The following is a 15091-nucleotide window of genomic DNA, read 5'->3' as shown; positions in this document are numbered from 1 at the left end:
ACTGGATCGCCGCACCGATGCGTTGGCGCGAACTTTGCGTGCCAAAGGTGTGGGATACGGCAGTATCGTCGGCATCATGGCGGAGCGTTCCATCCCCATGCTGACCGCTATGCTTGCCGTTATGAAAGCCGGAGGCGCTTATATGCCGGTAGATCCGAATTATCCCCAGGAACGCATCCGATATATGCTGGAGGACAGCGGCACGGAGCTGGTATTCGCGGACGGCGCGCGTTCCGGAACCGCGGCCGTCGTGCCGGCTTCCCTGCAGGTACTGGACATTGCGGACGAGACGCTGTTCTCCGGCGGAGACGATACCGCCGCCGTACGGCCGCAGGACGCCGCCGATCCGATGTACGTCATCTATACCTCCGGTTCTACGGGTCAGCCGAAGGGCGTTATTGTGCCGCACCGCAGCTTTTACAATTTCGGACATTCGCTAAGGACGTTTTTCGACGGGAAGTACGGAGAGGGAGACAGATGCCTCAGCCTGACTAACATATCGTTTGACGTCAGCGTAGCGGAGCTGTTTATGCCGCTTATGTTCGGGGCATGCACGGTACTTTACCCCGAGCCGAAATTGCTTGATCCGCGGCGGATTGCCGAGGTGATTGCGGAAGAGCGGATTACATTCGCTTATTTGCCGCCGTCTTTGCTGAAAGAGGTTGCACGGCTGCTGGAGCAATCGGCTTCTGCGATTACGCTGGACAAAATGCTCGTTGGGGTAGAGCCGATTAAAGACGAAACGCTGGAGCTGTATACGAAGCTGAATCCCGGGATTCGGATAATTAACGGCTACGGTCCGACGGAGGCAACGGTTTGCTCCAATATGTACGTATACAAACCGGGTGCTTATCGCGGCGGCTATGTGCCGATTGGCGGGCCGATGCATAACGTTGAAATTTGTATATTCGGTTATGGCGGCCAGCTAGCCCCAATCGGTGCAGCCGGAGAACTGTATATTGCCGGCAGCGGCCTTGCCGGCGGTTATGTGAACAAGCCGAACATGACAGCCGAACGCTTTCTGCCGCATCCGTATCGTGAGGGCAGCTTCATGTATCGCACCGGCGATATAGCAAAGTGGCTGCCGGACGGCAACGCGATGTATGTGGACCGGGCCGACCAACAGGTAAAAATCAGAGGCGTGCGGATTGAAATGAACGAGGTTCGCTCGCAATTGATTTCTCTTCCCGGGGTGGAGGATGCGGTTGTGGTGGTCCGAGAGCAGCCAAGCGGCGACAAAGAGCTGTGCGCATATGTGGTCGCTTCCGATAAGCTCCCTTCACGGGAATGGCGAAGAAAACTGAAAGACAAGCTGCCGGAGGCGATGATACCGGCCTATATCGCGGCGATTGACGCGATACCGCTGACGCCGAACGGGAAAGTGGACCGGCGCTCCCTGCCGGAGCCGGAACTCGGGCTTCGTGAGCGGGAAAAACCCGAGCTGCCGCGAGACGGGATGGAAGAGCGCATCGCCGCCATTTGGGAAGAAGTGCTGGGCGATACGGCCGGACCGTTCGGTATCCACGACGACTTTTTCGAGATTGGCGGCCATTCTTTGAAAGCTGCCGTGCTGGCGGGCAAGCTGCAGCAGGAGACGGGCGTCCTGGTTCCTCTCAGCGTGATATTCGACTTTACCTCTATTGCGGAAATGGCCGTCTGGCTGAAGGATCGGGACGGTACCGCTGCGGCGGCCGAGCCGATCCCGAAGGCAGAGCGCCGCGAGTGGTATCCGATGTCGCGCGCCCAGCGCCGCCAATATATGATGCAGATGCTCGCCGGAGACACCGCCACGTATCATGTGCCGTTCGCGCTCCGTTTGCAGGGCAGACTGGATGCGGCGCGGCTGGAAGACGCGTTTACGGCGCTGGTCGGCCGACACGAAAGCTTGCGGACGACCTTCCATATGACAAAGGACGAGTTCAGGCAAAAAGTTCATCCGCCGTATGCGTTCAAGCTGGAGACGCTGGACCCTGCAATGTTGACTGGGGAAGAGATGCTTCCCGAAACGCTGCCGGACGGTGCCCAGGTAACGAGGCTGATGGAAGTTTTCCGGCGGCCGTTCCATTTGGACAAGCTGCCGCTGATTCGCGCGGGGCTGATGCGGATGAATGAGGAAGTTCATCTGCTGCTGCTGGATGTTCATCACATTATTACGGACGGCGTATCCGCCGGTTTGCTCGTGGATGAGTTGTCACGGCTGTATGCCGGACAAGCGCTTCCGGAACTGCGCGTGCAATACACCGATTACGCGGTATGGCAGGAAGCCGGATTTGCACATGCCGCTTATGCCGATGATGAGCGGTACTGGATGGAAATCTTCCAAGGCAAGCTTTCTGTGCTGGAACTGCCGACGGATCGGCCGCGGCCGCCTCTGCCGAGCTATAAGGGCCGCCGCCATATATTCCGGCTGGACGAGCGGACGACGGCGGAGGCGCGGAAGCTGGCGCGGGAAGCGAAGACGACGCTGTATACGGTGCTGCTGGGCGCTTTTGCCGCGATGCTGGCCAAATACAGCGGGCAGGCCGAAGTAATTGTGGGCACTCCCGCCGCCGGCAGGGATCATGCCGATACGCACCGCATGATCGGTATGTTCGTCAACACGCTGGCGCTTCGGACGAAGCCGGAAAGAGACAAAACCGTACGCGCCTATATGGCGGAGCTGCACAACCATGTCGTAGAGGCGCTTTCACGCCAGACGTATCCTTTCGAGGAGCTGGTAGATGGACTGAAGGCGGATAGCGACAGAAGCCGCAATCCTTTGTTTGACGCCATGTTTATCTTGCAAAATATGGACCGGGCGGTAACGGAAGCAGGCGGTGTCGTCTTTGGCGAACTACCGTTCGAGGCGGGGACAAGCAAGTTCGACCTGACTCTGGAAGCGGTCGAGCGGGATGCGGAGATCGAGCTTCAACTGGAATACGCAACGGATTTGTTTCATGAAGAAACCGCGCGCCGGATGGCGGAAAGCTACACCGTACTCCTGCGGGAGATGTGCGGATCGCTTGACCGCACGGTCGGCGAGCTTGAGCTGATGAGTGAAAGCGAGCGGGAGCAATTGCTGGCTCTGTTGGCCGGAAGAAGCAGGCCGGTACAAGCGGCGAGTATAGAGGGGAGCAAGGGTAGGATGGAAATTGGAGCTGGGAAAGGCATGACGGACCGGCAAGGAGAAGCGGCAGCGGCTTCCGCGCAGGCAACGGCGGAATGGACGGGGTTTGTACAGGAAGTGGAACGCCAGGTGGCTCGCACGCCGGATGCGGCAGCGATTCAATTCGGCGCCGAGACGGTAACGTACGCCGAGCTGAACGAACGCGCGAATCGGCTTGCCCATTCCTTGCGGGCGAAAGGTGTAGGACCCGAGCACATTGTCGCGCTGATGGCGTCCCGCAGCCCGCTTCTGCTAGTCGCCATTTTGGGTGTGCTGAAAGCCGGAGGCGCCTATGTGGCCATTGATCCCGCTTACCCCAAAGAGCGGATCGACTGGATGCTTGAGGATTGCGGCGAAGCGCTTCTGCTGACGGAAAAAGCCTATGCAGGAGTCTTAACTAGAGCCGTTGCCGAGTGGTATCTCGACGATCCGGAACTGTACGCGGCGGACAGAGGCAATCCGGAGTTTGTCCAAAAACCGGACCAATTGGCGTACGTACTGTATACGTCGGGATCGACCGGCCGTCCCAAAGGAGTGATGATCGAGCATCGCGGGCTGGCGCATTTTATCGGCGGCTTCCGAAACCGGATTCCGTTTGAGAAGAGTCAGAGTATCCTGGCGATGGCATCGGCTTCTTTTGATATTTTCGTCGTTGAAAATCTGCTTCCGCTCACGCTGGGTATGCGGATTGTTCTCGCTAGCGAAGAGGAACGGGGCGACGCCGCCTTGCTTCAAGGCCTGATCGACGCTCACGGCGTCGATGTGCTGCAAATTACGCCGTCGCGCTTCAAGTGGTGGATGAATCAGCGGGGAGAAACGGACGGCTTGAAAAAGCTGAGCATCTTAATGATCGGGGCGGAGCCGCTGACCGCCGATGTGCTCGGCAGGCTGCGCGCCGCTACCGGAGCCAGATTGTTTAATTTGTACGGTCCGACGGAGACGACGGTGTGGACCTCTATCCGGGAAGTGACCGAAGGCGAGGACATTTCGATCGGCACCCCGATCGAAGGTTCCCTCATGATGGTGCTTGACGAAGGACTGAAACTGCAGCCGACAGGCGTGACGGGCGAAATTTGCATCGGCGGTCCGGGCGTCGGGCGCGGTTATCTCAGCCATCCCGAATGGGATGTCGCTTTTGTGCCGAATCCGTATGCGCCGGGCGAGCGCATGTATCGCACGGGCGACCTTGGACGAAGGCTTGAAAATGGGGAGTTTGTCTACGCGGGACGCCGTGATTTCCAGGTGAAAATCAGGGGCCACCGGATTGAAATCGGTGAGATTGAACAGCTGCTGCTTCGCCATGAGCAGGTGAAGGAAACGGTCGTCACCGCGTTTCAGGAAGAGGATGGGGAATATGCGCTCTGTGCTTATGTCGTCATGCGCAAAGCCCCGGATGCTGATGCGGAGCCGGACGGCGCCTCGCGATCCGGACCGTTAACCGGGCAATTGCGCGAATTTCTCGGGGATAAGCTGCCTTCTTATATGGTTCCGGCCTTCATGGTCGTTCTGGATGCGATTCCGCTTACGCCGACGGGCAAAATCGACAGAAGAGCACTGCCCAAGCCGGGACCGGTCGACGCGGGCAAACGCGAGCTTGTTCCGCTGTCGACGGATACCGAGCGCAAGCTTGCGGAAATTTGGAAGGAACTGCTCGGTACGGATGCGATCGGGGCTAAAGACAGCTTCTTCGAACTGGGCGGGCATTCCTTGAAGGCGGCGGGCATGATCAGCCGCATCGCGGAACGCTTCAGTATTCAAATTCCGCTGCGCGATATTTTTATGAATCCTACGCTTGAAGGTTTAGCGGCCCATCTGGACACTAGCGGAACGGTCGCGGCCGCACGCATTCCGAAGCAGCCGGAGCTCGATTATTACCCGATGTCGAGGGCGCAGCGCCGCCAATTTATGATGGGGCTGATCTCGGACGAGGCAACGATGTATCATGTGCCGTTCGCCGTGCATATGCAGGGCAAGCTCGATGTGGAGCGGCTGGAGGAAGCTTTCCTTGCGGTGATGCGCCGCCATGAATCGCTTAGAACGACGTTCCATCACGAGGAAGACGAGTTCCGCCAGCGTGTGCATGCGGAGCCGGTATTTACGCTGGAGCGGGGCGCCCGGCTGAGAATGGCGGCGGGCAAGCTGCTCTCGGAAGGCGGAGATGAAGGATTGTTCGGCGGCATCGGCGCGCTGATGGAGCGATTTATCCGTCCGTTTGATCTCGGCAGTCTCCCCCTGTTCCGGGCCGGTTTGATTCCGCTTGACGAGGAGCGCCATCTGCTGCTCCTGGACTTTCATCATATTATTACCGACGGCGTCTCCGTCAGCGTCCTGCTGCAGGAACTGACCGCTTTGTACGGCGGCGGCGAACTGCCGGAGCTGGATATCCAGTATCGGGACTACTCGGTATGGCAGGAAGAACGAATCGGCAGCGAGACCTATATGGAGCATGAGCGCTACTGGCTCGAAGCGTTCGAAGGGGAACTGCCGACGCTGGAGCTTAAGACGTCCTTGCCTAGACCGGAACTTCAAAACTTCAAAGGCGCTCTAATGGGCTTCACCCTGGATGAAGAGCTGACGTTCAAGATTAAGGCGTTTGCGCGTGAGCGCGGCACGACGTTGTATACGGTAATGCTTGGCGCTTATTCGATGCTGTTGAGCAAATGGAGCGGTGAGGAGGATATCATTGTCGGTACGCCGGTAGCAGGCCGCAATCATGCGGAATTGGAAGGGCTGATCGGGATGTTCGTCAATACGGTCGCGATTCGCAGCTTCCCTGAATCGTACCGGACAGTCGGCGACTATTTGTCGGAGCTGCATGAAGATGTGCTGCGGGCGCTGGAGCATCAAAATTATCCGTTTGAGGATTTGGTGCAAAAACTGGGAATCGAACAGGACCGCAGCCGTAATCCTCTATTCGATACGATGTTTATTCTGCAAAATATCGATCGCGTCGCTTACCGTTCGGGCGGCATTGAATTCGATCCCAAGGAGTTCGATCCGGGCGTAAGCAAATTCGATTTGACGCTTGAAGCGGCGGAGCGGGACGGCGGGATCCGTTTTGCGCTGGAATATGCGACAAGTCTTTTCAGCGAAGAGACCGTCCGGGCGATGGGCAATGATTATACGGCGATTATGCGCGCGCTGGTCGAAGACGGAGCAAAGAAAAAAATCGGTGCCGTGCTTGCCGAAAGCAAGTTTGCTTGAACCAACATTCTGAGCCTAAGGGGGCGGCGAACGATGAAGCTGTCGATGAATAGGAAACCGTTTAACGAGTTTTGGATGAACTGCATGCTGAACCAGGCGTTTTCCATTGCGGTGTCGGAGGAGCCCAGCTACAGAGATGCGGCGTATTTGAACATTTACCGGTACTACCCTTGGGAGGCCGCAACGGACAAGGACTTCCGCTATCCGACAATCGATACGCTGTATTATATGGACGATCCGGCAAGATTCCCGCTGTCGCAGGTGATCCGCTATATCGAGCCCGGTCATTTCCGCAGTAAGGAGACGGTGCCGGATGAAATCAGGGCGATGCTTGCGGGCGGACGAAGCTTGAGCGTGAACGTCGATTTGTATGACTGGCTGCCGGGCAGCATGGCCTGGAAAAAGTTCCATTGGTATCATTATTCGCTGTTTAACGGATACGACAAGGAGCGCGGCGTCTTCTACGTCATCGACGATACGCTTGCGGGTTACGAAGAGCACGAGGTGCCGGAAGAAAGGCTGCTCAAGGCATACGGCAACTCGGAATACAATGTGAACCCGGACTATCTGGGGCCTGCCTTCTACGTATACAACTTGCAGGAAAAGGTGCAGCCCTACGAGCTCAAGCTGTCTGAAGTGGTGGAAAATGCCCGGCGGCTGGCGGGGGAGCTTGGCGAGTTCTCATTAGAGGGCATGTGGAATGTCGATTCCGACCCGGAGAAAAAGCAGGCTCATCTGACGTATGGCCTTGTCGGCGTCAACATCATTTGCAACCGGCATATCGCAAACATGTCGCTGCTTCGCTCCTTGCGGGAGAAGAATCTGATCGGCGAAGCGCTGCATGAGTCGCTGTACGGTCAGCTAGGCGCAGTAAAAGACGGATGGGATCTGTTGAAGGACCGCTTTGTGACGGGAGACTTCGAACGCGGCAGAGAGCTGGCGCTCGCGGCCGATTTGTTCGCGAAGGAAAAAGCGTTCTGGACCACGCTTGCCGCCGGCGCGTAAAGGCAGCTTGCGTCAACATGTTACCAGGGAGGCGGGCGTTATGACGATAGCTTTAATATGTTTGCCGTATGCGGGAGGCTCCGCACAAGTGTACAAACGCTGGACGAACCGCCTGCATCCCGGCGTTCGTCTGGTGCCGGCCGAACTGGCGGGCCGGGGAAGCCGCATGGACGAGCCGTTCTATGCGGATGCGGCGGAGGCCGTGCGGGATTTGCTGCCGCTGGTGCGGAAAACCGCGCTTGACTCCGATGCGTATGCTTTATTCGGCCATAGCATGGGAAGCCTGCTCGTGTATGAAGTGCTGCATGCGCTGCGGGAAGAAGGATTCCCTCTGCCTGCAGCAGTCTTCCTCTCCGGCAGAGGGGCGCCGCATTGCCAGCAGAAGGAGGCCCGCCCGACCCACATGCTGCCGGATGACGAGTTTCTGGGCGAACTGAAACGGCTCGGCGGCATGCCGGGCGAGCTGTTCCGGCACCGGGGGACTGCTGGATATGTTTATGCCGATCCTAAGAGCCGACTTTAAGCTTGTCGGCGAATACGAGCACCGGAAGCGGCCTCTGCTGCCGCTCCGGCTCACCATCTTGAGCGGCAGGGATGACGACAGCGTCAAAGGCCCGCTCGGTGAATGGGAGCGCTATGCGACGGGAGGATGCGAGCTGATGCTGTTTGAAGGCGGGCATTTTTTCCTGCATGAGCGGGAGCCTGATATTGTAGCGGTAATAAACAAAATGCTGACCGAGGCGCCTGCCCCGATCTGACCCTGAGGAGCGTGATGGTAGATGCTGAACAAACATGCGATATGGTTTCCCGGTCAGGGCTCGCAGCGCGTCGGAATGGGAAAAGCGCTGAGCGAGCGGTATGCGGTCGTCAAAGCGACGATGGAGGAAGCGAACGAAGCGCTGGGCATGCGCCTTGACAGTCTGATGTATGAGGGACCGATGACGGATCTGACGCGGACGGACAATGCCCAGCCCGCCATTCTTGCGCTCGGCGTGGCGATGTACCGCGTCTACAGCCGCGAATGGGGATACGCACCCGCGATGGCCGCCGGCCACAGCCTGGGCGAGATTACCGCTTTAACCTGCGCGGGAGCCATCACGTTCCCGGATGCGCTCAGGCTCGTACGCAGCCGCGGCGAATTGATGCAAGGGGTCGCCGCTGCGGGGATCGGCGCAATGGCCGCAATCAATGGGGCGAGTCCCGATGTTGTCGCCAAAGTATGCCTGGAAACCAGCGCAGGCTGCGCGGACGGTAGCCGTATGGTTGTGGTATCGAACATGAATTCAGCGCGGCAAACAGTGATTTCGGGCCACAAAGAAGCCGTTCATGAAGCGTCCGAAAGACTGTCCGCCCTTGGGGCCGCAGTCATTGCGCTGCAGGTAAGCGCGCCGTTTCACAGCCCGTTGATGGAACCCGCGGCGGCGCAATTTGCCGAAGTGCTGAGCCGCGTATCGTTTGGCGAAATGGATTTTCCCGTAGTTTCTTCCTTGACGGGTCGACCTTACGGGAGTATTGCGGAAATCCCGGGTATGCTGGCAAGAGGACTGACCGCCCCCGTCAATTGGCCGGCGGTGCTTGCGTTCCAGAAGAGCATGGGCGTTGCCGCTGCCGTGGAATTAGGCCCTGGCGAAGTATTGAAACGCCTGGCTCCGCCGGACGGACTGCGCGTATTCGCTTTTGACGGCAAGGAAGATGAAGCGCATCTGGTGGCCGCAAGCCGGCAAACGGACACATATCCGATTGAACTGCTGAATCGTTGTCTGGCAATCGCCACTTGTGTCCGCAACCGCAACTGGAACGCGGCCGAATATGAACAAGGCGTCGCTGCGCCGTACCGCGGCGTACAGCAACTGGTCGAGCGGCTGCGGGAGACGGGGGAGCAAGCGGCGGAGGCACATGTTCGGCAGGCACTGGCGATGCTGGAATCCGTGTTTCGCACCAAAGGCACGTCCTCCGAAGAACAGGAGAGGCGGCTTGCAAGACTGCAGGGTGAGTTCGGCCTGCGCCTGCCGGGCGTTTCTCCTGCCGACCGGCCGTACGCGGGAAGTCTATCGTAGGAAGGAGCGGGGGCATGGGTATCCGGCTGGCCAATGACGAGTTGGAACAGGAAGGAGTCGAGCGGGGAACGGAGCTGCCGTCTCCCGTGGAGATTTTGCAGGCATTGATCCGCTTCAATACAACCAATCCGCCGGGCGAGGAATCCGCATGCATTCTGTATATCCGGCAATTGCTTGAGGATGCGGGCATTGAGACGCGGATCTGTGCGCTTGACCCGGCCCGGCCCAATCTGCTGGCCAGGATAAAGGGCAGCGGGGAGGCGCCGCCGCTGCTGCTGTACGGGCATGTTGACGTCGTCGGCACAGGCAAACAAGCCTGGAGCCGCGACCCGTTCGGCGGCGACATTGCGGATGGCTTCGTCTGGGGGCGGGGTGCCCTTGATATGAAAGGCGGCGTGGCGATGCTCGTATCGGCGTTCCTCCGCGCGCATGTCCGCAAGCTGCCGCTGCGCGGCGATCTCATTCTGGCGATTGTCAGCGACGAGGAAGCGGGGGGCGAATACGGCGCCTCCTTCCTCGTCGAGCGGCATGCCGAGTATTTTGCGGGCGTAAAGTATGCGCTCGGCGAATTTGGCGGCTTCGCGTTTCATGCTCTGGGGAAAACCTTTTGTCCGATTATGGTGGCGGAGAAGCAGCTGTGCTGGCTTAAAGCGACGATTCGGGGAGACGGAGGCCACGGCTCCATGGACAAGCCGGGAGCCGACTGTATGGCACAGTTGGGGAACATGCTTCAATCGCTCAACAGGAATAAGCTGCCGATACGAGTGGTACCGGCGGCCCGGTTGATGATTGAAGGCATGGCCGCCGCGCTGCCGCTGCTGCCCGCAATGCTGCTGAGAGGGCTGCTGCGTCCCCGGTCTGGGCCGCCTCATCCTGAAGCTGCTGGGGGAAAAGGGCGGGACATTCGCCCCGCTTCTGCGTAATACGGTCAGCGCGACCGTCGTTCGCGGCGGCGAGAAAATCAACGTTCATCCCAGCGAAATTACCGTCGAGCTGGATGGCCGAACGCTTCCGGGCGTCACTCCGCAGCAATTTATGGACGAGCTCCGCCGATTCGCGATTCATGATTCGATCGGGCTGGAAGTGCTGCGCCATGACCCATGCGCCTCAGCTCCCGACATGGGGATGTTCGGACTGCTGTCCGATGTGCTGAAAGAAGCGGATAAGGAAGCCGTTCCGGTGCCGATGCTGCTGCCCGGCGGAACGGACGGAAGATTGTTTGCGAGGCTCGGCATCCAAACCTACGGTTTCCTGCCAATGCCGCTGCCCAAGGACATGCAGTTTACCAAACTGATTCATGCGGCGGATGAACGCATTCCCGTAGAAGCGGTCGGGTTCGGCACGGATGCGATATACCGGGTGCTCGAGCGGTACGGAACGCAGCCGTTGTCATCGGGTCATTAGAGCAGGCTTGCCATACACATGCTCTTACCGTTGACCCATGCAAGGAACGTTCAAGTCGTGCCTGGAAGAAAGCGTAAGTGCAGGGCGGCTCCCGCCGGGGAGAGACCCTGACGCGAGCAAATAAAAGCACCTTCAAACGAAGGCTTCCATGTCGTAAGATGTGGAGCACAACTTTGAAGGTGTTTTTATGCCGGGAAACTAAAACCCGATCCCGGATATGTAAGACGACAAGAACATAAAGAATTTAAAGCCGCATAAATGCGGCTTTTTTTGTTACGGTATATGGATCACTAACTGATGCTGATTTCTAAGAAGCAAGGAAGCAGGGATTATTTAGCCGCAGATCGAAAATGTCGTGGCTTGAAGGTGGATTCGATTAACAGGATGGTTATTTAGTGCGGCCATAATGCTTCCCGTAAGACAGAATCTTGTAATATAACTGTTTATTTTTAAACGCTTTGAGCGGGTATATTTGCGGCCGTGTGTTCACTTCCAGAATCCATACTTTCCCCTTTGAATCGAGAGCCACATCCAAGCCGAGTTCTTGGAAACCTTTGTGATGACGGTCAAAGTTTTTGCCGACGGCAACGCCAAGCTTTTTGAGTTTCGACTCCAGCTGTCGGGTGAAAGTCGTACTAAAATCGGTACCGCTCATCGTATGGCTGAATGTTTTAACAGTGCCGCCTTGATTATAATTGGTGGCTACTTTGCCGGGTTTGCCGATTTTGGTGAATAGGGCGGTACTAACCCAATCTCCCTGCCTGGTTTTCTGGACCATAACCCGGATATCGAATGGTTTCCCGTTGCTTTTAGCTAAGCGAATTCCTTTTTGCAGCAGATAAGACTTACTCCCTGCAAAGCGATTCAGATCACGATACAAGTGAGCTGTACTTGTGTACGACGTTTGGGCAGCATTCATCTGGCTGAGGCAGCCCGCGGCTGTTTTGCGGATACGGATAATGTTTTTCCCGCCTGATCCGATGGTCGGCTTAAAAAAGACGGTGCTATAGTCGTCCAGCATAGCGGACAAATTTTTTTGGTTAAACGGTAATGTGTGCGGTACGTATTTTCGGAAATAGGCATCTTTAAGCAACCATTGGGTTTTCTTCCACTTGCTACTGATAATGCTGCTTTTATAGGTCATTGTAAGGGACTCCCCTCTTGTTTTTGTTCAGCATATGCCGAAAAAAAAGAGCGAGTCTCCATGATGGCCTTGAACTATGGTATAAGCCTGCGACCATTTTTACCTAAGTACAAGAAAATGATCATTAAAATGCGGGAGCACGAACGTTTTTAACGTATCGCCGTTTAACATTACAGGAGTCGGGAATTAAAAAGCCGGGGGCGTCACCGAAAAAAGTACGGCTGCATGTTCATTAAAATCGTTTTCCCATTTATGCTTCATTTGTGCAGGTATTTTTACGCTATCGCCGGCTTCCAATACGTACTCTGCATCGTCTAAATACACTTTAATTTTCCCCTCCAACACAAAAGCAACTTCTTCTCCTTTATGCTCCATCTGTTTCTCGGATGACGCCGTATTCGGCGGAACATTCATGATAGCTGTCGCCAGGTTTCCGGTAAAATCAGGCGAAACCAGCTCATAAGATAAATTTTCAATGACCATTTTCTTTCGGTTATTCGATCTGACCACTAAATCAGCCGTGTTTGTTTCTTCAAGGAAAAAACTAAAGGTAGGAACTTCCAGAGATTTCGCAAGAACTTTAACGGTCTGAATAGAAGGGTTTGCTAAACCGCGTTCGATTTGACTCAACATGGAAGGCGTTATTTCAGCTAACTTTGCTAATTCTCTGATACTTAAGTCTTTCGCTTTTCTATATTTCTCAACTTTTTTGCCGATATCTATATTCTCCATTACCGTGCACCTCTTGATCCTTTATCGTTAATTATAACTTAACATAGTGAAATGATACTTAACAATTAAATGCGTTCGTGTTAAACTGTGTTTAATAAAATTTAATTATATTTTATCTGTTTTTGATATCACTAATCAAGTCAATGAGGAGGATGAACAAAGTGAACGAGTTTGAATCCGGAGAAGCTGCAAACATGGAAAGAGAAAGAATATGATCCTTTACTAAACCATCTCATTTCGAAGAGAGAGATGTGGTGGTTAAATCCTAAGATTGAAAAGTTTAAAACAGCGATTAAAAGATCCCCTCTTACACAAGAGGATGTAACGGATGCAGAGGCAAGGTTGAACCGTTTCGCTCCGTATATTGCCAAAGTTTTCCCGGAAACAAAACCGATGAATGGGATAATCGAATCTCCTTTAAAGAGAATTCCTGCCATGAAACAATCCTTAGAGCAGAATTACCGGCAGCCTATATCGGGTGAATTGTTGCTTAAGTGTGACAGTCATCTTCCTATATCGGGGTCAATAAAAGCAAGAGGCGGGATTTATGAAGTTCTTAAACACGCGGAAGAATTAGCCTTTGAACATCAATTGTTGACGATCCGGGACGACTATTCCATTTTAGATAGTGACAGGTTTCGGACCTTCTTCTCACAATATTCAATCGCGGTAGGTTCGACTGGAAATTTAGGACTCAGCATTGGCATCATGAGTGCGAAGTTAGGCTTTCATGTGACCGTTCATATGTCGGACGATGCAAAACAATGGAAGAAAGACTTACTCCGAAACAATAATGTGAATGTAATGGAATATGAAGCGGATTACAGTAAAGCGGTAGAGGAAGGCCGGCTCCAAGCGGACGGGGACCCTTCCTGTTATTTTGTGGATGATGAAAATTCTCACGACCTATTTTTGGGATACGCGGTAGCGGCATCCCGGCTAAAAAGACAATTAGAACAATTAGAGATCGCAGTTGATGAAGATCATCCTCTGTTTGTTTACCTTCCATGTGGAGTAGGTGGGGGGCCTGGCGGTATAGCTTTCGGATTGAAGTTATTGTACGGAGATCATGTTCACTGTTTCTTCGCGGAACCGACCCACTCTCCATGTATGTTACTTGGTTTAATGACCGGACTTCACGACAAAATTTCCGTACAAGATATCGGGATTGACAATGTAACGGATGCTGACGGCCTTGCTGTCGGAAGACCGTCGGGATTTGTGGGTAAAACGATTGAACCGTTTCTGAGCGGTTCTTATACGGTTAGCGATGAAGAGTTGTATAGGCTACTAAAGGAATTAGCGGATACAGAGGGACTTCATTTAGAACCTTCAGCGCTGGCGGGTATGATAGGCCCCGTTAAATTAAGTAAGGAAGGAACCGATTATATACACAAGCATAATTTAACGGAAAAAATGGGCAAGGGTGCTCACATTGTTTGGGGGACTGGCGGGAATATGGTTCCTGAAGACATGATGAAGGACTATTATCAGAAAGGATTAAATTTAACACGAACGAAAAAGAACCCCTAAATGAGGGGTTTTTTATGTCCAAACCTTCCGGATTAACGCTAACGGTTATTCAGTAAATAATACTTGTAAGCAATCTGTATGCTATCTTTCGCATGATTTCCTATGCGAGGAATGCCGTGTCCTCCCGCTATAATCGTCGGCTCAAGGGAAAGCTGCCAAAGTTTAGAAAAGCTCCCGCCCAGTTTTTCCGCACTATATCCCAAATCGCCCTTCCAGCCGGTAGATGCCGTGTTACCGGTCTCACCGTCCGGAAAAAACATATCTCCCGTAAACAGAACGGTATCGTGATCTAATTTTACATAAAATAGAACACTTCCATCGCTGTGACCTGGCATTAAGTATACATGGATAGTCAAATCTCCGATATTCAGCCGGGTGTCCTCTGTAAATAATTGATCCGGGATGCAAGGCGGCATGACATGGTTCGTGTAAGGACTGTCGGGTCCGAAATTTCCCGCCTCCATCATGGATTGATCGGGTGCTCCCACGTAGATCTGAGCCCCTTGCTGTTGAAAATAGGCTGCACATCCCGCATGATCATCGTGACCATGTGTTAAAAGTACATGGGTGATAGATTGTTCGCTGATTCCCCAATAATTAAGATTTTCCAGTAGTGTATCTAATGCTCCGGGATTACTGCAATCCACCAACATATACCCTTCGCTATGCTTGATTGCATAGGCATTTCCCAATTTACCGTATGTTCCTCCGGAAAGGAGGAATAGTCTTTTTCTTAATTGCACGTACGTTCACCTCTTTTAATCGTTTGCGGCACTTGAACATCGGTGTACCGCTTTATTATAGTATCAGGTGCATTATTGTGCAACATTACTAGATATATTTACGAATTCAATGAATAACATTGCA

Annotated in this window: 11 protein-coding genes and 1 pseudogene; 9 read left to right on the top strand and 3 right to left on the bottom strand. The window is 54.3% G+C overall.

The genetic code is table 11. From position 1 onward, the window contains the following. Window positions 1-34 precede the first annotated feature (34 nt). The 8 genes and pseudogenes from ABC395_RS13165 to ABC395_RS13130 all read left to right on the top strand — a co-directional run bounded on the left by ABC395_RS13165 (window position 35) and on the right by ABC395_RS13130 (window position 10815). The gene (locus tag ABC395_RS13165; RefSeq protein ID WP_413003664.1) at window positions 35-6349 is read left to right on the top strand and encodes an amino acid adenylation domain-containing protein; all 6315 of its coding nucleotides are present in this window, start codon (window positions 35-37) and stop codon (window positions 6347-6349) included. A gap of 33 nt (window positions 6350-6382) precedes the next feature. Further along, entirely contained in the window at window positions 6383-7354 is a 972-nt protein-coding gene (locus ABC395_RS13160) for a cysteine peptidase family C39 domain-containing protein (RefSeq protein WP_413003662.1), read from the top strand. A gap of 40 nt (window positions 7355-7394) precedes the next feature. Then, on the top strand, window positions 7395-7877 hold the full coding sequence (locus tag ABC395_RS13155) for a thioesterase II family protein (protein WP_413003661.1): 483 nt from the start codon (window positions 7395-7397) through the stop codon (window positions 7875-7877). After that, window positions 7846-8112, top strand: a complete 267-nt coding sequence (locus ABC395_RS13150) for a thioesterase II family protein (RefSeq protein WP_413003659.1) — start codon at window positions 7846-7848, stop codon at window positions 8110-8112. The genes ABC395_RS13155 and ABC395_RS13150 overlap by 32 nt, the downstream gene beginning before the upstream one ends. Window positions 8113-8133: 21 nt before the next feature. Continuing rightward, a complete protein-coding gene (gene fabD, locus ABC395_RS13145; RefSeq protein ID WP_413003657.1) occupies window positions 8134-9411 on the top strand; it encodes an ACP S-malonyltransferase in 1278 nt (425 codons plus the stop codon). 14 nt (window positions 9412-9425) lie between these two features. Further along, on the top strand, window positions 9426-10334 hold the full coding sequence (locus tag ABC395_RS13140; RefSeq protein ID WP_413003655.1) for a M20/M25/M40 family metallo-hydrolase: 909 nt from the start codon (window positions 9426-9428) through the stop codon (window positions 10332-10334). Then, window positions 10270-10407: pseudogene (locus ABC395_RS13135) on the top strand (hypothetical protein); the annotation flags it as partial. The gene ABC395_RS13140 and the pseudogene ABC395_RS13135, both read left to right, overlap by 65 nt. A 39-nt stretch (window positions 10408-10446) precedes the next feature. Further along, on the top strand, window positions 10447-10815 hold the full coding sequence (locus ABC395_RS13130; RefSeq protein ID WP_413003654.1) for a M20/M25/M40 family metallo-hydrolase: 369 nt from the start codon (window positions 10447-10449) through the stop codon (window positions 10813-10815). Window positions 10816-11203: 388 nt separating this feature from the next. Here the strand turns inward: ABC395_RS13130 and ABC395_RS13125 are convergent, their stop codons facing one another. Both ABC395_RS13125 and ABC395_RS13120 read right to left on the bottom strand, forming a co-directional pair. Further along, entirely contained in the window at window positions 11204-11959 is a 756-nt protein-coding gene (locus ABC395_RS13125) for a YheC/YheD family protein (protein WP_413003652.1), read from the bottom strand. A gap of 186 nt (window positions 11960-12145) precedes the next feature. Then, complete coding sequence (locus ABC395_RS13120; RefSeq protein WP_413003650.1) at window positions 12146-12691, bottom strand: helix-turn-helix domain-containing protein; 546 nt, start codon at window positions 12689-12691, stop codon at window positions 12146-12148. A 171-nt stretch (window positions 12692-12862) separates the two neighbouring features. On the opposite strand from ABC395_RS13120, the gene dsdA reads away from it, so the two are divergent. Then, entirely contained in the window at window positions 12863-14224 is a 1362-nt protein-coding gene (gene dsdA, locus ABC395_RS13115) for a D-serine ammonia-lyase (RefSeq protein WP_413003648.1), read from the top strand. A gap of 38 nt (window positions 14225-14262) precedes the next feature. On the opposite strand, the gene ABC395_RS13110 is transcribed toward dsdA, so the two are convergent. Continuing rightward, complete coding sequence (locus ABC395_RS13110; protein ID WP_413003646.1) at window positions 14263-14967, bottom strand: MBL fold metallo-hydrolase; 705 nt, start codon at window positions 14965-14967, stop codon at window positions 14263-14265. Window positions 14968-15091 lie beyond the last annotated feature (124 nt).

Origin of the sequence: Paenibacillus canaveralius, from assembly GCF_047238265.1 — a bacterium.
In the GTDB taxonomy this organism is placed as follows: Bacteria; Bacillota; Bacilli; order Paenibacillales; family NBRC-103111; genus Paenibacillus_F.
Note: the sequence above shows the minus strand (reverse complement) of the source record. Positions and strands in the feature narration are given on the sequence as shown.

What these genes read in the sequence shown, in the direction of transcription:
- ABC395_RS13160 (WP_413003662.1), top strand. Translation starts at nt 6,383, where the DNA reads ATGAAGCTGTCGATGAATAGGAAACCGTTTAACGAGTTTTGGATGAAC.
- ABC395_RS13155 (WP_413003661.1), top strand. Translation starts at nt 7,395, where the DNA reads ATGACGATAGCTTTAATATGTTTGCCGTATGCGGGAGGCTCCGCACAA.
- ABC395_RS13150 (WP_413003659.1), top strand. Translation starts at nt 7,846, where the DNA reads ATGTTTATGCCGATCCTAAGAGCCGACTTTAAGCTTGTCGGCGAATAC.
- fabD (WP_413003657.1), top strand. Translation starts at nt 8,134, where the DNA reads ATGCTGAACAAACATGCGATATGGTTTCCCGGTCAGGGCTCGCAGCGC.
- ABC395_RS13140 (WP_413003655.1), top strand. Translation starts at nt 9,426, where the DNA reads ATGGGTATCCGGCTGGCCAATGACGAGTTGGAACAGGAAGGAGTCGAG.
- ABC395_RS13130 (WP_413003654.1), top strand. Translation starts at nt 10,447, where the DNA reads ATGGACGAGCTCCGCCGATTCGCGATTCATGATTCGATCGGGCTGGAA.
- ABC395_RS13125 (WP_413003652.1), bottom strand. Translation starts at nt 11,959, where the DNA reads ATGACCTATAAAAGCAGCATTATCAGTAGCAAGTGGAAGAAAACCCAA.
- ABC395_RS13120 (WP_413003650.1), bottom strand. Translation starts at nt 12,691, where the DNA reads ATGGAGAATATAGATATCGGCAAAAAAGTTGAGAAATATAGAAAAGCG.